The following is a 17,627-nucleotide window of genomic DNA, read 5'->3' on the forward strand; positions in this document are numbered from 1 at the left end:
AGTTTTTTCACTTCATTATATAAGGCCTATAGAAGAATGTAATATAATCTTCCTCTTGAACATATTTCAACAAATCTTACTTCTTTATTATTTTTTCATAATATGTATTTCTATTTCTAATACGACAAATTATAATTGTTCTATTGCTTATTCTCCTAAAATTCACTTTACGAAAGGCGGAAAAATCTGACTTTTCGTGAAATAAATCGGATTTTAGCGAAATGTAAATGATTTGTAATGTTCTTTTTCGCTAACATTCATTATAATTAGGTGATATGAGTATCGTATTTCAATCCAAATGAAGGAGTATATGAAATGGATCAAAACCCATCTTTGCAAGAAAATATACGAAATAATAAGAAAAAAGGAAAGAAAAAAACAAAAATTATTATAAGTGTCCTTTTATTATTTTTAATAATAGGAGGCAGTTATACTTGGTTTTTAGTAAATAAAGCATCCTCTGCTGTTTTTAATGCCGCCCACGATTTAGCACGCGGTGATAAATCAGATTTACGTGATAAAGCAGTTAAACCTATTTCTAACAATGTATCTGTATTAATCATGGGCGTTGATGAAAGCGATGTCCGTGGCAAAGAGTACGGTGCTGCTATAAGAACAGATGCAATGTTACTTGCAACTTTTAATAAAGATAGTAAAACTGTAAAACTTTTAAGTATTCCACGAGACACATATACTTATATCCCAATAGAAAAGAAAATGGATAAAATTACGCATGCACATGCATTTGGTTCGGCTAAAAATGGAAAAGCTGGTGGCCCGCAAGCTAGTATTGATGCGGTAGAAGATTTACTCCACGTTCCTGTTGATTACTTTGTAAAATTCAACTTTAAATCATTTATAAAAATTGTGGATGATTTAGGTGGTATTGAAGTAGACGTTCCTGTTGAATTTACTGAACAAGATAGTAACGATAATGCAGGTGCAATCCATTTGAAAAAAGGCGTTCAAAAATTAAACGGTGAAGAAGCTCTTGCTCTTGCTAGAACACGCCATATTGATAGTGATGCAATGCGTGGTCAACGTCAACAACTTGTTATCGAAGCCATTCTGAAAAAACTAACAAACATTGATTCTGTAACAAAAGTAGGAAATATTATTGATCACATTAATGGACAATTCGTTACAAACTTAACATTTGATGATATGTTATCATTCTATAAATACGGTTCAGATTCTTCACTTGAAAAATTACAAATTAATGGTAAAGATTGTTATATGTCAGCTGGTGATAAAGAATGCGGTCGTGCAAGTGATGGTGGTACGTATTATTATGTACCAGTAGAAAAAGATTTAGACGATTTAACAAAACAACTTCGTACTCATCTTGGACTATCTGAGTATAAGAAAGTTGATTCTGATGATAAAGAGAACAAGAAAAAAACAAGCTCTGAGAAAACAAAAGATACGAAACAAGATAACGATAATCGTCAAAATTCTACTAACCAAAAAAGTAACAATGACGATGAAAACGTAAAGACCAAAACATCATCGAATGAGAAAACAAAAGATACAAATCACGATAGCGATAATCGTCAAAATTCTACTAACCAAAAAAGTAACAATAACGATGAAAACGTAGAGACCAAAACATCATCGAATGAGAAAACAAAAGATACAAATCACGATAACGATAATCGTCAAAACTCTACTAACCAAAAAAATAACAATAACGATGAAGACACAGAGACAACATCGAATAAAAATTAATAAAAAACCCAGCTCTATAGAGATAGAGCTGGGTTTTTATACACCTTAATATAATTTTGAAAACAACAAAAATTCTAATTTTTTTAACTATCAATTTCAATATCTTTAAATTATAATAAAAGGTAGAGTTATATTCTAATTAACAGGAGGCACAAACATATGAAAGCCGCAGTAAAGCATAACGTTTCAGACTTTAAAGATTATCTACAATCCAATGAAATACATATGGAAGAAAACATAGATGAGAATGATGGCTCTGTATTTTTTTCAGTAAACTTAGAAACAGAGAGTGGTGCAAAAGTTCGTCTTATCGCTGCCTTTCATAACGAACATCCTACTGTCGATATATATTGCTTCAATCTCGCTCAAGTTCCTGATTCAGCTAAGAAAAACGAAATATTGCATTTAATCAACGAACTAAATACAGCATATAGATTCGCAAAATTCACAATTAGTAACAGCGACTCCATTGATATTTCAACTTCCCTTGTATTTACAGAACCATACTTTAACCCTGCCCTTGTATTTGAACATACTAGACTATTATATAAAGCTGCAAATGATGAATATGAAAGATTAATGAAACTTATTTGGGCTTAATAACTTGAACGCCACTGGTTCTCCAGTGGCGTTCTTACATTCTTTCTATACTAGCCTTCTTCTTAAAATATCTATCCAGTAATATCTGGTAATACACTTCCCAAAAATCATATTACAATGCGATATCCATCCAAATTTTAATAGATGTTGAAACAATCAATATCGCTAATATCCACTGCAATATTTTTTGATTTAACCTCTTCCCTACACTTGCTCCAAGCGGTGAAGCAATTAAACTTGCAATCGCGATCATTATAGACGGCAGTACTACCACTTGTCCTGTAGTTACTTTTCCAATTGTAATCCCGATAGATGAAATAAAAGTAATTGCTAATGAAGTTGCAATTGTCATATGTGTAGGGATTTTAAGAATGACAAGCATAATTGGCACAAGTAGAAATGCACCGCCTGCTCCAACAATACCAGAAGAAGTACCTACGATAAATGCTAAAACACTAGCTAATCCTTTATTATACGTCAATGCTTCTAAAGGAAGCTCGCTGCGATTTTTTTTCGGAATAAACATCATAATAGCTGCTATCGTAGCTAAAATAGCATATACAATATTAACTTGCCCTGCATCTAATACTCTTGAACCTAGACTCCCGACAAAACTTCCCACTAAAATACTCGTTCCCATATATAATACCAATGTTTTATTTATATAACCGCTTTTCCGATAAACCCATACACCTGCAAATGTTGCGAAAAACACTTGAATAGCTGTAATACCACTTACTTCATGTGCCGTATAACCAGTAAACCCTAATAGCACAGGAATATATAAAATCATCGGATAATTAATAATAGCACCGCCAATACCAACCATTCCTGATATAAATGAACCAACAAAACCAATAAGAAAGATTACAATCATAAAACTGAAGCTCATCTTTATTTTTCTCCCTTCTAGAAAGAAGGCGTTCTTTAATGAATTACCTTTAAATAAATAGATTCACATTCCCATCAGAAGCATCTGCTAGATAAGCTGCCACACCAGCGAATTCAACATCTTCCATAATCTCTTCTTCTTTTAGTCCTAATAAATCAACTGTCATTTGACAAGCTACAAGCTTAACAGCTTGCTCTTTTGCCATATCAATTAAATCTGGAAGCGGCATAGCATTGTGCTTTTTCATAACATGCTTAATCATTTGAGGGCCCATACCGGCAAAATTCATTTTAGATAAGCCCATCTTATTTGCACCGCGAGGCATCATCTTTCCAAACATTTTCTCTAAGAAGTTTTTCTTTACTTTTACATATTCATCTTTTCGAAGTGCATTTAACCCCCAAAACGTATGGAAAATAGTCACCTCTTGATCATACGCCGCTGCACCATTGGCAATAATATAAGCTGCCATCACCTTATCGTAATCTCCACTAAACAAAACAATCGTTGTTTTTTTCTTTTTCTCCATGTTAACTCCCCACCTCGATATACCTATGCGGGTATTTTGTGAAATATACAAAAGCCTTTATTTATAAAAGAACCCTGCGTCGTACTCCGTATTATTCTATTTTACCTTCCCAATCTAACATACCACCAGTCATATTTATAACCCCAAAACCATAGCTTTCTAAAAACTGAACAGCTCGTGAACTTCTCCCACCAGAGCGACACACCATAATATATTCTTTGTTTTTATCTAATTCATGCATGCGAAATTCCAACAGGCCAAGTGGAATATGAATAGCTCCCGGAATTTCCCCTTCCATCACCTCTTCCACTTCACGAACATCAATAACGTGTAATACTTCATGATTCATCAATTTATTTTCTAATTCTTTTGCTGTCATTTCTTTCATTTTTCATTTCCTCCTTAATTCCAAGCATTCATACCACCTGAGACATTCGTAATATGTTGAAAGCCTAATTTTTTTAACATTTTTGTTGCTTGTTTACTTCTCATTCCACTTTGACAAATTACAATTACTTCTTTATTTTTATCTAAATGACCCGCTTTTTGTGCTAACTCATTTAATGGGATATTCTGAAACCCTTGAATATGATTCCCTCTAAATTCACCAGGTGTACGAACATCAATAAATTGTTTATTTTTTTTATTCATCTCCGTCTTTAGTTCTTTCCCGTTTATATTTTTAACTCCTTTAACCGGTAAAAAGCGAGAAATGATAAACCAAGCAACAAGTATAGTTAAAACAATATTGAATACTACATTTGCACTCATACACCATCTCCTCCAATCTTTCTCTATACAATTCGTATCCGTAGAGCAGGTCTTTTTGTTTTACGCCTTTTTAATCCAGAACTTCAGTACACCATTTTCTTCCGTATGCTGTAGTACTTCGTGTCCACCTGTTTTTGACCAAGCTGGAATATCCTTTATTGCACCTTTATCTGTTAAATGAACCTCTAGCGCTTCTCCAGATTGTAAAGCTTCCATAGCTTTTTTTGTTCTTACGATTGGCATTGGGCATGCTAAGCCTTTCACATCTAATACTTGTTTTGCATTCATATTCTATACCTCCAACATATTTTTTTATTATTAATCGTGCACCGCACAGCGATTTGGACCAATTTCCATTTCGCGCTCTTCTTCTACACTTGGATTGATTTTCCCCATATTCGTCTGACGAATATCTTGATATGCATTCGGCTGGGGCGGTAAATTTTCTGTAACTGTTTTTCGAAACTCCAACTCATCTTCAATATTTAATCCTGCATTTCGTTTAAATAGATCTTTCAATTTGGCACGAACCTGCCCTTGCTCATCCAATTCGCTTACTTTCGAATAATGCGCTGGTAAAACAATCAAATCTTGAGATAATGTTTTATAACGTTTATATAAAGTGTTACGCAAATCACTTACCCAGTCTTCCGCTTTGCCCGCAAGATCCGGACGACCAATAGAATCTACAAATAAAATGTCACCTGATAGAAGATAAACATCATCTACAATGAATGATGTACTTCCAATTGTATGACCTGGTGAATAGATCGTCTCAATAGCAATTTTTGTTTCTCCCACCTGAATGACAGTTCCTTCAACAAGTGGCTCATAAGAAAAAACAACTTCTCCAGCATCTTTTGGCGGTAACCAATACGTACCTTTCACCTTCTGTGCTAACTTACGACCACCAGAAATATGATCGGCATGTAAATGTGTATCCATAACGTTTGTAATCATAGCACCTTGTTCTTTTGCAAACTCCTCATATGCTTCAATTGTTCGTATAGAATCAATGACTACAGCTTCCCCATTTGAAATAACCATATAGGACAAACATCCTTTTCCAAGACGGTTAAATTGATACACGCTGCCACCATCTTTTAAATCCCCTACTTTAATCGGCTTCACATATTCACTCCAAGCTTTCATACCACCAGCTAAATAATAAACATTTTTCAAACCAGCCTCTATAAGTTGCTCAGCAACAAACTTGGAAGATCCTTCTTTCGCACATACAACAAGAATATCTTTTTCCTTTGGCAACTCTTCCAAGATGCTTTCTACGCCTTCTAACAAATCAAAGTATGGTTTATTAATAGAAGAAACTTGTTTCCCTTCAATTTTCCAATCCATATAATCCACTTCATTACGAACATCTAAAATAAATAATTCTCCAAATAAAACTTTCTCAGCAACATCTTTCGCTTGTAATCCTATAGCACCCACTACCTTACCCCCTATGGTATAAATTTTATTAAAAAAATTAAAAGTTAACTGCCCTACTCAAATTTTTTCTTATTCTTTTTCTGTAGTAGCTTACCATTACATCACTCAATATACATATACCTGTATGGGTATATTAAAATGCTTTTTAAAATCTGTCAACACATTCGTTTGACAGATTATCTGCTTTTTACAAGCAGTTGTACAGCCTCTTTAATTAAATCTTCATTTGATGTATCGCCTTTTTCAAATTGTTCTCGCAAACAGTTTTCCAAGTTCGTTCCTACAATTAATCCAATTGTGCGATCCATAGCAGAGCGAGATGCTGTTAATTGTGTAATAACCTCTTTACAATCTTTTTCTTCTTCAATCATTCGAAGTACACCGCGAATTTGTCCTTCAATTCGCTTCAACCTATTTTTAATATCTTGATTATATTCCAACGTGCTATCACCTCAATACTTTAATAGACATGCTTTATCTAAAAAAATGTCTACTGCACCAGATTGTAGTAAAATTCTTATTTGAATTTACAACCTCATCATATACCCTTCAGGGTATTTTGTAAAGCCATATTTTTATATTTAAAATTAATTCCTACTATATTACCTTATATTATTAGCCACAGCCCCTAATATATTAATATACAATGCAGTTTGGTAAAGCAGTTGCATACAATTTAAAACCACCATCTACATTCTTCACCTTATATCCTTTTTCCATTAACATACGTGCAGCAACATAGCCTCTCATACCTAGCTGGCATGTAATATATATTTCTTCATTTACTGGAATTTCATCCAATCTTTCACGTAATTCTTCTAATGGAATATTAACTGATCCCTTAATCATCCCTTGTTTCAATTCATTTGGTTCACGAACATCAATTAAATATCCACCTTTTTGGGCAATATGATTAATTTCATGCCACTGCACTGTATCTACAAGCCCTTCAATCATATTACTTGCAACATACCCCACCATGTTTACTGGGTCTTTTGCAGAAGAATACGGCGGTGCGTATGCTAATTCTAAATCTGGTAAATCCATTACCTTTAGCTTAGCTTTCATTGCCGTCGCAATTACATCAATTCGTTTATCTACACCGTCACGCCCAACAGCTTGTGCACCATAGATTTCTCCTGATTCTTTATTAAAAAGCAATTTTAATAAAATTGGATATGCATTTGGATAATAACCCGCATGAGAATTTGCCTGTACATGCACTACCTCATAGGGTATATTTAAACGCTGTAATATCTTTTCATTTACTCCTGTTGAAGCAACCGTTAATTCAAATACTTTTGCAATTGACGTTCCCATCGTCCCTTCGTATACAGACTCTGTATGCCCATGAATGATATCCGCTAATAGACGACCTTGTCGATTTGCTGGCCATGCTAATGGAATCATTGTCTCTGTTTCTGTTACAAAATCTTTTACTTCAATCGCATCACCAATGGCATAAATAGATGAATCAGACGTTTGTAGTTTTTCATTTACTTTAATTGTCCCGCGTACTCCAAGTTCTAGTCCTGCTTCTTTTGCCAAGCTACTCTCTGGCTGGACACCGATAGACAGAATTACCATATCAGTATTGATTTTCGAACCACTTTTTAAGCGTACGACTGCTCCGCCTTCTTCAAAAGTATCTACTCCATCTTCTAAAATGAGCTGAACACCATGCTTTTTCATATGTTCGTGTACATATGCTGCCATTTCATAATCAATTGGCGGCATTACTTGCTTTGCCATCTCAACAAGCGTCACATCAATTCCTTTTTCTCTCAAGTTTTCTGCCATTTCAACACCAATAAATCCTCCCCCAATAACAGTAGCATGACGTGGTTTCTTCTCATCAATATACCCTTTAATGCGATCTGTATCTGGTACATTTCGTAATGTAAACAACGTTTTTGCTGTTTCAATTCCTGGAATAGGCGGTACAATTGGCTTAGATCCTGGTGAAAGAATTAAAATATCATAAGACTCTTCATATGTTTCATTTGTCATTACATTTTTCACAACAATTGTTTTTTCTTCTTTATTAATTTTTATCACTTCACTTAAAACTCGAATATCTAAATGAAATCGCTTTGACATCTTTTCAACAGTTTGCACTAACAACCTCTGTCTCTCTTGAATCACACCACCAATGTAATATGGTAACCCACAGTTTGCAAACGAAATATATTCGCCTCGCTCGAACATAATAATTTCATCCTCTTCACTTAAACGACGAAGACGTGCTGCTACTGATGCTCCTCCTGCAACTCCACCGACTACAACAATTTTTTTGCTCATCTTTTCATAACCTCCACGATTATTTTCATTTAACTTTTCTTCTTTTTACTTACTACATATAAATATACAGGACATCAAATTACATATACCCGTATAGGTATATAATAAACACAAAAAAATATAATGACAATATATAAAGCTCAAACTTTATACTTGTTCACAAAATTGAAACAAACTTGGTATGAAAAAAGCCGCTGATCCCAGCGGCTTTACACATATTTCTATCATAAAATCATACTACGCTTGCTTTTAGCTTCGCAAATTCGTTTGAAATAACATCATTTATTTTAAGTAAAATATAGAACAAGAGCTCAGATTATTTCTAAGCTCCTACTATTGCTACTAGACTCTTTTTTATTCCACTACAGCCCCAAGTTATTTTATTTATTGTATAGCTCCATAATTCTGTTCACAATCAACTCAGCAGTATTTTCTTCTGGTGGCATTAATAAGTTTGTAGTTGGTCCATACACTACAGGATTCAATTCCACTTCATATCCTCCATATGTATATTCCTCTTTTGTTGGTAAATAACCAAGATAACCATTCGTATATCCACCAAAAAAAGCTAGTTCATTGTTTAGATTTTCTTTAATAGCTAGAGCTGTTTCTGAGAAAGGTTCCATCGGTATTCCAGAAAATGATCCATCATTGATCCGAAACAATTGAATTTCCAAATCAATTGTTAACTGTTTAATATTTTCTTTATGCTTAGCTACAACGACTTTAAGCCAGTCATCAGTATTAACCCCCCACTGCTTTTCAGCTAGTAGTGCCATTCTTTTTATCTCTTCAGGTTCAGGAATTTCCTTTAATTTCATTTGTAGTGTAGTTGAAATAATTTTCAACTTCGAAATGGGGTTATAAGTAATTGTTGGCAACATGGTTAGGACGTTTCCACTCAATATGTAAGCCATTTGCTTTAATGCATCCTCTGAACCACGATATTTTGCATTAATGTTTCCAGCTGCCCCTTGGACAATTGCTACAGGGCAGTTAAGCGTCCGTTCAAGAATCTCCCTTGTCACGCCTGGGTAATCTGCTGATAACCTATCACTATCTGACTTTAATACGTTAGGATGTGCAGTACAAAAGACAATGATTCCCGTTAAGTTCTTTGTTTTATCGTTTCTAATTGCTAAAACGCCAATTCGTTTATCTACAACACCATTTATGTTTATACCCATCTTTACTTTTCCGTCAGATGTTCTTTCTCTTCGATTTACTCCTAATTCACCCGTAGTTACATTCCACCCCACCTCTGATAATTGCATATTATCATTCGCAATAACGGATCCTTTAATTACATTAGTGATTAAAATCGTTTTATAAGACTTTACTAAACTATCATTGCCGACTGTTTCGGGACCAGAATGGGTATGAGTATAAACAACCGTTATGTTTTCAAATGAAACATTCAGCTCATTTGCTACTTGTTCTCGAATGATTATTGTATCTTCTATTAGCATTCCTATATTATCAATGCTAATAAATACCGCCTTTGTTTGATTATTTTCAAACACATATATTGTTGCATAAATGCGTTCTTCAATATTACTAATTCCCGTTTCCCTATGATATCCAATAAAATCAATACCTAAAGGAGGTGTAATATCCACCTTACATACCCCTACTTTACTCATTTGAACCTCTCCAGTCATCTATGTAATTTTTATATCTCACTCCGCTAAACTCCCCTTTAAATAAAAAAGCCCAATCTAAACAGACAACAATATTATTACATATAAATTTGATTATTTCATTAAATTACCAATTCAAAAAAAGCCGCTGATCCCAGCGGCTTTACACATATTTCCGATGCACCATCTTCCCATCATATGAGAAGATAACACCTTTATTCTCAACATTAGATTCCATATGCACCGTTCTTCCCCATAACTGATGAATGTACGGCAGTACTTTCTCTAAGTATTTTAAATCAAGCTCAATTCCTTCATAACAATGCTTAATATATAATTCCCCATTTTTCAAATAATCCCCATCTTCCACCACTAAATATGGAAATCCGCCATTTGTTCTCATATTAACAAGCTGATCACGAACATGTTCCCATTCTTTATCAATTACTTTATACTCTTTTCCTTGGCGCTGGAATAAGTACATATCTTCTCTCATAACCAATTCTTTATTTAAGTAATTCCTTAAGAAGGATACATCCCATTCAATTTCTCGCACTTCAAAGATTTTTTCACGGCCTGATCCTGGTTTTACACCACGACGTTTCATTTCTTCAGTTGGATTATTATAACGTTCTTCAATATCTTCGAACATTTTAATGCCAAGGTAGTATGGGTTAATGCTTGTTTTTGATGGTTGAACTACCCCAGCGTTAAGCTTCGCAAATTCAATTGCCTCATCAGATGTTAAGTCCATTTCGCGAAGGATACGTTGATGCCAGTACGAAGCCCAGCCTTCGTTCATGATTTTCGTTTCTAGTTGCGGCCAGAAATACAACATTTCTTCTCGCATCATTGTTAAGATATCGCGTTGCCACTCATCTAGCTCCCTACTATATTCTTCAATAAAGAGTAGCAAATCTTTCTCTGGCTGCGGCGGGATTTTCTTTTTCTTCCGCATATTTGGCCGTTCTCGTTTTTTATTTCTATCATCTAAATTCCACAAATCATCATACTGTGAAACTCGTTTCTTTTCTACTTCTTCCTCTTCTAAGTCATCTATGCTCCAAGCTAGCTTCGGCCGCATAAGCGATGGATCAATATGTTCTTGAATGGCCAAAACAGCATCTAAAAACGTTTCTACCTCTTCTTTTCCATATTTATGTTCATATGCTTTAATTCGTTCTGCTGTCGCTGCCATACTTTCAACCATATCGCGCTTTGTATTTGAGAAGCGGATATTATTTTTAAAGAAATCGCAGTGTGCTAATACGTGTGCTACAATCAATTTATTTTGAATCAATGCATTTGTATCGAGTAAAAATGCATAACATGGGTCAGAGTTGATGACAAGCTCATATATTTTACTAAGTCCCAAATCGTAATGTAGCTTCATTTTGAAGAATTGTTTCCCAAAACTCCAATGTGAAAACCGCGTCGGCATGCCATAAGCACCAAATGTATAAATAATTTCCGCTGGGCATACTTCATAGCGCATCGGATAAAAATCCAGCCCAAATCCAGTTGCAATTTCAGTAATTTCAGCGATTGCATATTGTAGTGCTTTATCATCACTAGTTCTCATTATTTTCCCTCCTTACACTTTCCCTTAAGAAAGTGTATGAAGGAAAACAAGCTTTCATGAGAAATGATGAAAAATAGATACTCTACCATTCACTTTAACCAGTAGTCTTCTTCATAATCATATGACAGATACTGCTCTTCATAACAGCGTTGGCACATATTATAAGGGTAATCCCCTAGCATATATTTTTGACAATACTTGTACCTTTTACGATGGTTTAGCAAGTGTTTACTTACATACTCATCAATTACTGCAATATAAAAAAGTACTAGAAAAGCACAAAAAAGCCGGATACAAATTTCACATCATTTGCATCCAGCTTTCCACCTTTATCTATTACCCTTCAATAACTTCAAGCTTCTCCATAATCGGCGTGCGCTCTTTTCCTTCTGGCTTCTTATCGAAATAACCAATATGAAGGATTCCTACAATGCGTTGTCCTTTTGTTAATCCAATTCCTTCTATAAATAAAGGATTATAATTCAATCCGCCTGATTTCCAAACACAGCCTAGTCCACGTTCCCAAGCGAGTAACTGAAAGTTTTGCATCAATGCACATACTGCTGCGTAGTCTTCATCGCGCTGGATTTGACGTGGATCTTCATCCATATACACAATGATTTGAGCTGGTGTACTTAGAAAACGATCGGATAAAATTTTACCTCGTTTTGTTCTTTCTTCTTCTGTAAAAGAATTTAATACAGCATCTACTAATGTTTTACGTCCTTCACCAATATATAATTTACATTTCCATGGCTCACGATGCTGATGGTTTGGTGCCCACGTTGCATCATTTAATAATTCAATTAATAATTCTTTTTCTACTTCTCTATCTGTAAATGTACGAATCGAACGTCTTTCTTTAATGATATTTGCAATGGAAGTATATGTAGTCATATGTTTCTCTCCCTTATTCTCATCTATATGTATAAGTTTGTTATTGATATTGATTTTCAATTTCGATTATAACGCAGTTTTCTACCATTAATCAATGTTTTATGTTGTGAAACTAATAATTTTTTTTTTGTTACATTGCGAAAAAAACTTGAAATGTTCACAAGTTTTTCACAACTTACGGACATGCTATGTGTAAAGTTTTCCATTTCATTCAATTAGGAGGAATTTGTATGTACAAAAGAATTGTATTAAGTATGGCTATGGTAGCACTGCTATGTGGAGTATCTGTCTTCCCAGCTGCAGCTGCCTCGCAAAAAGAAGTAGCGGTGCATCATCATAAGTTAATCTCAGAAGAACAAATCCAGTCGTTAGAAAAACAAGGATACAACAAGCATGAAATTTGGAAAGCAGCACACATTGCAAAGATTAGCAAAAAAGATATTAAAGATGTTTTATCGTACTATAAACAAAATAAATCTTGGAAAGAAACAGCAAAGCATTTTGGCATGGATCCAAAGAAACTGCATAAACACCATATGAGTAAAGAAATGAAGCACGCACTACTGCAAAAAGTAGCCGAAATGCAAAACTCCACACCAGAACAAATGCAGAAAATAATGAAAGATAATAATATTCGTTTGCATCACCTTACAGTTTTAACTATCATTGCACAAAAAAGCAATACACCATTCAATGACGTATTAAAAATGAAAAAAGATGGCATGCATATTAAACAAATCGCAGAAAAATTAAACGTGAAGAAAGAAGATATAAGAGCTGAAATGATGAAATTAATACAGTCTGTGAAAGAAAAAAAGACAAATTAAACATAAAAAGGAAGAAGCATTTGTTGCCCTTCCTTTTTTATGTTTCCTGTATAAAATTTGTTCTTCCCAAAAAAACTAACAAGAGCATTCCATATAAGGGAAGGAGTGAAAATTATTGTTTAGCTTACCACGAAAAAATTCTAAAGCAAAAAACAAAAAAATGAGCTGTACCATTCCAGAATTTATTCATACGATGAAAGAATCTACGGATTTTGTATCCTACAACATAACAGAAAATGGAAAACTCTGTCTTTTTTATTATAAATCTGTCGTGGAAGAGCTCATAATTAAACGATTTATTTTGACACCTATTAAAAAGCAATTAGAACAAATCCAAAACATTGCAGACTTGACAAACATCGTCTTTATTGAAGACATTATTATCTCTCCTTCCATTGATGATATTCGTGAAAAGTTATTGGGTGGATATGTACTCATAGAGTTACAAAATACATCACATGCTGCACAGTATGCTTTAATTCAAGCAGAAAGTACCGTTCTTGGTAAGCGTTTATATAATGATACTGAAAATGAATATAGTGTAATTGGACCGAAAGTTGGTTTTGTGGAGAGCATTGATATAAATATTCACTTATTACGTCGCGGCATCATAACAGAGCAACTCATTTTTAAAGAGATTATTGTCGGTTCTATGTCCAAGACACATGTTACCATTGCCTATATAAAAGGACTAACAAATGAACAACACATTAATACAGCGACGCAGCGTCTTCAAGATATTGATTTTGATGTTCCTTTTGATGCGACAATGATTGAACAATTTTTGAGTGATAATAGTAACTCACCCTTTCCCGTTTTACTGCCAACTGAGCGAGTTGATCGGGCTGTATTCGCTCTTATCACTGGTCAAGTATTAATTTTAACAGACGGATCACCGTATGCATTAGCCGGACCAACAACATTATTAGACTTTTTTGTTTCTCCAGAAGATTATTATTTACCATGGATCATCGGCTCCTTCTTCCGGATTATTCGCTTTTTTGGTGCTTTATTTTCTCTATTTTCTTCTGCCATTTATACAGCTGTCTTAACATTTCATTATCAAATGATCCCATCAGATTTGTTAGGACCTATTATTTTTTCTAGAGCCAATGTACCTTTTCCCCCAGTTTTAGAAGCACTCTTTTTAGAAATTACAATTGAATTACTTCGTGAAGCTGGAGCACGCTTACCTACAAAGGTCGGTCAAACCATTGGTATTGTCGGTGGAATTGTTATTGGACAAGCTTCTGTTCAAGCTGCTTTAACGAGTACAATTTTATTAATTGCAGTCGCATTATCTGCATTAGCTTCTTTCACCACACCGACAGTGAAGATGTCTTCGACAATTCGTTTGCTCCGGTTTCCACTCATTGTTTTAGCCGGTGCCTTTGGCGGACTTGGTCTTATTGTTGGATTTGTGATGATACTTACGCACTTAATTCAGTTAAAATCACTTGGATCACCTTACTTAGTACCTTTATATCCATTTCGTGGTTTAGCTGCATCTGAAGGTTTTATTCGCTTCCCATTTAGCCACACAGCACAGCGTCCTTCTTTTCTACGCCCAAAATCGAATTGGCGCTATAACCCGAGTAAAGCAAAGACAAAACGTGATGGTGAAAAGACATGAAAAAATTTTTAACTGTATGGATCATTGGGGGATTATTTTTCCAATCTGCTTGCACTCAAACTCAAATTATTGATACACAAAGAATTATTCATGTTGCGGGATTCGATATAAACAAAAATAAAGAAGTTCAAGGAACGATTTTGTATCCCGACTATACCCGTGGTGTACAGACGAAACCAAAAATTCAGTCAACATCGGCAAATTCGATTGAAACAATCGCATCTCGTATGAATGGAAAGTCCCCTCACAATGTTGTTGTAGGACAAATGCGTACCGTGTTATTTGGGAAGTCTTTTGGTACATATGGAATTGGTGATATTGTGAATAATTTACAAAGAGATCCCAATATTGGAAGGGATGTACAATTTGCATTTGTCGATGGCTCAGCAGAAAAGCTGTTAAAACACGTTGCGTCAAATGGTTCATTATATCTCTCTGACTTGTTGGATCAAAATATGATGAATGAAAATATTCCTCGTGCTACTTTAAATATTTTTTTATATGATTACTATTCATATGGATCCGATCCATTCATTCCTTACATTCAAATGAGTAATAATAAAGCGGCTACAGTAAAAGGACTTGCATTTCTCAAAAAAGACAAAGTAGTTATGTTTGCCGATCAAAAAGATTCATTTTTAGTAAAATTACTGACTCATCCTACTAAAAATGGTCGTTATGAAACGTCCATCCAAAAAGATGGCCATAAAGGGCTTGTAGTCACACAAAACTTATCTGGAAAAAGCACCTATTACCTTGATGGAAATGGTGAGATTCCGAAAGTAAACATTCATTTAAAACTAAATGGTTTGATAAAAAATTCTCCGAATTGGCTTAATTTAACGAAGCCTCAAAATATAGCTTATATCAAAAAACAAATCGAGCAAACGATGGAAAAACAGTCTAAAGCTTTGATTCAGCAATTTCAACAAAAACAAATAGATCCGTTAGGAATACAGGATCAAATTAGAAGCCGCACGAGAAAATGGAACATACAACAAATACATAAAATGTATCCATCTGTAGATGTAAATATTGATGTAAAGGTTAATGTTGTGCAATCTGGTATCGGAGAATAATGAGGTGACGATATGAATACCCGCAGCAAAGAACTAACAGTATCTCCTTACTTCGCTTTCTTTTTAGTTCACTCTCTTCAAATCGGAGTAGGAATTTTAGGATTTCAACGTATCCTGATTAAAAGAGCTGGATATGACGCTTGGATTTCTCTTATCCTTATGGGATTTGCAACTCACATTGTTTTATTTTGTATGTTAGCGATGCTAGAGAAAGATAACGACTTAATCAATATACACACAACATGCTTTGGAAAGTGGATCGGATCTTTCTTTTCTCTATGCTTTACTGCTTATTTTCTTTTATTTTGCCTTACCATTCTTCAAACATATATTGAAATCATTCAAGTTTGGGTATTTCCTACACTTAAATCGTGGAAGTTGAATGTACTCTTTTTATTCATTGTTTTTTATGTTATAAAAGGTGGATTTCGCTCTGTAACCGGTATCTGCTTTTGGGGGATCGTCATTCCTTTTTTTGTAATCTTTTTTTTAATTTTCCCGATGAAATATGCTCATTTCCGTAATATTTTACCTATTTTGACGCATTCACCTTTACAAATTTTTCAATCAGCAAAAGATTCTATATTAGAATTTCTCGGATTTGAAGCATTACTATTTGTATACCCACTCATTGAAAAAGGAAAATCTCTAAAAAGATGGGCACACGGTGGAATTGCTTTAACAACCATTATTTACGTTATCTTAGCACTCATTTCTTTCATGTACTTTAGTGAAGGACTTTTGCAGCGTACAATTTGGGCAACCTTAACAATGCTTAAAATTATTAAAATTCCTTTCATTCAACGATTTGAGTACATCATTATTTTTGTTTGGTTTCTCATCATTTTACCTAATCTTTGTGTAACGATTTGGTCTTCTTGCCAATCCATGAAACGATCGTTCCATATTCCGTTTAAGTTTACATTGCCTTTTTTCATTTTCGTTGTGTATATCGCGTCTTTATTTATTATAAACAGAGAACATATTAATACATTGAACACGCTCCTATCTCGGGCTGGTCTGTATATCGTATATGTTTATATCCCTCTCCTTTTTCTATGGCATTCCATTCGCTGGCGATTGAAAAATAAACAAAATAAAACTTCACCATAGGAAAGTACTAGCGATTTTGATACAATTTTACTAATACAAAGGCAAAGGGGATATGCAGATGAAAAAATATCTATTCTCTCTACTTGTAATAAGCAGTCTTATGCTTTCTGGATGCGGCGCAGCGGACAAGAAACAAACGTCTGAACCGAAAGAAGAACACGCTTCCCATTCTCAGCAAGGTGATATACAAGAAACAACAAAAGGAATCGACACGCTACCAACGTTTCTGAACAAACTAGACCCACAAATGAAAGAAATCTATACAGTTGCAGGAAAAAATGCCGAATTATTAAATTGGATACCTTGTTACTGTGGATGCGGAGAAAGTGTGGGACATAAAAATAATAAAAACTGTTTTATTCGTGAAATTAAGAAAAATGGAGAAGTTGTTTGGGATTCTCACGCAACGACCTGTGTAAACTGTTTAGAAATTGCGGTAGAATCTGCATCTATGCATCAAAAAGGAAAATCGACTCTTGAAATTCGAAAATACATTGATAATAAATATAAAGAAGGCTACGCAAAACCAACGCCTACCCCAATGCCAAAAGCGTAAAAACGAGGAATTTCCTCGTTTTTTATTTTT

Annotated in this window: 18 protein-coding genes; 7 read left to right on the top strand and 11 right to left on the bottom strand. The window is 34.4% G+C overall.

What is annotated here, in order from left to right; all coding sequences use genetic code 11:
- Positions 1-315 precede the first annotated feature (315 nt).
- Positions 316-1,728, top strand: a complete 1,413-nt coding sequence (locus ORL93_RS10870) for an LCP family protein (RefSeq protein ID WP_018782356.1) — start codon at positions 316-318, stop codon at positions 1,726-1,728.
- Between the two features lie 159 nt (positions 1,729-1,887).
- Positions 1,888-2,328 carry a YbjN domain-containing protein gene (locus ORL93_RS10875; protein WP_097793671.1) on the top strand — a complete coding sequence of 147 codons (441 nt, stop codon included), beginning with the start codon at positions 1,888-1,890 and terminating at the stop codon, positions 2,326-2,328.
- Between the two features lie 112 nt (positions 2,329-2,440).
- On the opposite strand, the gene ORL93_RS10880 is transcribed toward ORL93_RS10875, so the two are convergent.
- The 11 genes from ORL93_RS10880 to ORL93_RS10930 all read right to left on the bottom strand — a co-directional run bounded on the left by ORL93_RS10880 (position 2,441) and on the right by ORL93_RS10930 (position 12,389).
- Positions 2,441-3,220: a sulfite exporter TauE/SafE family protein gene (locus ORL93_RS10880; RefSeq protein ID WP_097793670.1), complete on the bottom strand. Its 780-nt coding sequence runs from the start codon at positions 3,218-3,220 to the stop codon at positions 2,441-2,443.
- Between the two features lie 49 nt (positions 3,221-3,269).
- A complete protein-coding gene (locus tag ORL93_RS10885; protein ID WP_097793669.1) occupies positions 3,270-3,749 on the bottom strand; it encodes a DsrE/DsrF/DrsH-like family protein in 480 nt (159 codons plus the stop codon).
- 91 nt (positions 3,750-3,840) lie between these two features.
- Complete coding sequence (locus ORL93_RS10890) at positions 3,841-4,137, bottom strand: rhodanese-like domain-containing protein (protein WP_265959050.1); 297 nt, start codon at positions 4,135-4,137, stop codon at positions 3,841-3,843.
- A 14-nt stretch (positions 4,138-4,151) separates the two neighbouring features.
- The gene (locus ORL93_RS10895) at positions 4,152-4,520 is read right to left on the bottom strand and encodes a rhodanese-like domain-containing protein (protein ID WP_265959051.1); all 369 of its coding nucleotides are present in this window, start codon (positions 4,518-4,520) and stop codon (positions 4,152-4,154) included.
- A 60-nt stretch (positions 4,521-4,580) separates the two neighbouring features.
- Positions 4,581-4,808 (bottom strand): sulfurtransferase TusA family protein, encoded by a 228-nt coding sequence (locus tag ORL93_RS10900; protein ID WP_265959052.1) that lies wholly within the window; start codon positions 4,806-4,808, stop codon positions 4,581-4,583.
- Between the two features lie 30 nt (positions 4,809-4,838).
- Entirely contained in the window at positions 4,839-5,969 is a 1,131-nt protein-coding gene (locus ORL93_RS10905; protein ID WP_265959053.1) for an MBL fold metallo-hydrolase, read from the bottom strand.
- Positions 5,970-6,145: 176 nt separating this feature from the next.
- On the bottom strand, positions 6,146-6,409 hold the full coding sequence (locus ORL93_RS10910; RefSeq protein WP_003195373.1) for a metal-sensitive transcriptional regulator: 264 nt from the start codon (positions 6,407-6,409) through the stop codon (positions 6,146-6,148).
- A 196-nt stretch (positions 6,410-6,605) separates the two neighbouring features.
- The gene (gene cdr / locus ORL93_RS10915; RefSeq protein ID WP_265959054.1) at positions 6,606-8,270 is read right to left on the bottom strand and encodes a CoA-disulfide reductase; all 1,665 of its coding nucleotides are present in this window, start codon (positions 8,268-8,270) and stop codon (positions 6,606-6,608) included.
- A 380-nt stretch (positions 8,271-8,650) separates the two neighbouring features.
- Complete coding sequence (locus tag ORL93_RS10920; RefSeq protein WP_265959055.1) at positions 8,651-9,913, bottom strand: neutral/alkaline non-lysosomal ceramidase N-terminal domain-containing protein; 1,263 nt, start codon at positions 9,911-9,913, stop codon at positions 8,651-8,653.
- Between the two features lie 160 nt (positions 9,914-10,073).
- Positions 10,074-11,492 (bottom strand): stage V sporulation protein SpoVR, encoded by a 1,419-nt coding sequence (gene spoVR / locus ORL93_RS10925; protein WP_265959056.1) that lies wholly within the window; start codon positions 11,490-11,492, stop codon positions 10,074-10,076.
- 336 nt (positions 11,493-11,828) lie between these two features.
- The gene (locus tag ORL93_RS10930) at positions 11,829-12,389 is read right to left on the bottom strand and encodes a nitroreductase family protein (protein WP_098160831.1); all 561 of its coding nucleotides are present in this window, start codon (positions 12,387-12,389) and stop codon (positions 11,829-11,831) included.
- 230 nt (positions 12,390-12,619) lie between these two features.
- On the opposite strand from ORL93_RS10930, the gene ORL93_RS10935 reads away from it, so the two are divergent.
- The 5 genes from ORL93_RS10935 to ORL93_RS10955 all read left to right on the top strand — a co-directional run bounded on the left by ORL93_RS10935 (position 12,620) and on the right by ORL93_RS10955 (position 17,597).
- On the top strand, positions 12,620-13,216 hold the full coding sequence (locus ORL93_RS10935) for a hypothetical protein (protein WP_098160832.1): 597 nt from the start codon (positions 12,620-12,622) through the stop codon (positions 13,214-13,216).
- Positions 13,217-13,331: 115 nt separating this feature from the next.
- Complete coding sequence (locus ORL93_RS10940) at positions 13,332-14,849, top strand: spore germination protein (protein ID WP_373926164.1); 1,518 nt, start codon at positions 13,332-13,334, stop codon at positions 14,847-14,849.
- Positions 14,846-15,928, top strand: a complete 1,083-nt coding sequence (locus tag ORL93_RS10945; protein WP_097793665.1) for a Ger(x)C family spore germination protein — start codon at positions 14,846-14,848, stop codon at positions 15,926-15,928. The genes ORL93_RS10940 and ORL93_RS10945 overlap by 4 nt, the downstream gene beginning before the upstream one ends.
- A 12-nt stretch (positions 15,929-15,940) precedes the next feature.
- Complete coding sequence (locus ORL93_RS10950) at positions 15,941-17,041, top strand: GerAB/ArcD/ProY family transporter (protein ID WP_265959057.1); 1,101 nt, start codon at positions 15,941-15,943, stop codon at positions 17,039-17,041.
- A 58-nt stretch (positions 17,042-17,099) separates the two neighbouring features.
- Positions 17,100-17,597, top strand: a complete 498-nt coding sequence (locus tag ORL93_RS10955) for a PCYCGC motif-containing (lipo)protein (RefSeq protein WP_040119152.1) — start codon at positions 17,100-17,102, stop codon at positions 17,595-17,597.
- Positions 17,598-17,627: the final 30 nt, after the last annotated feature.

The organism is Bacillus sp. DHT2, from assembly GCF_026241455.1.
Taxonomy (GTDB): domain Bacteria; phylum Bacillota; class Bacilli; order Bacillales; family Bacillaceae_G; genus Bacillus_A; species Bacillus_A pseudomycoides.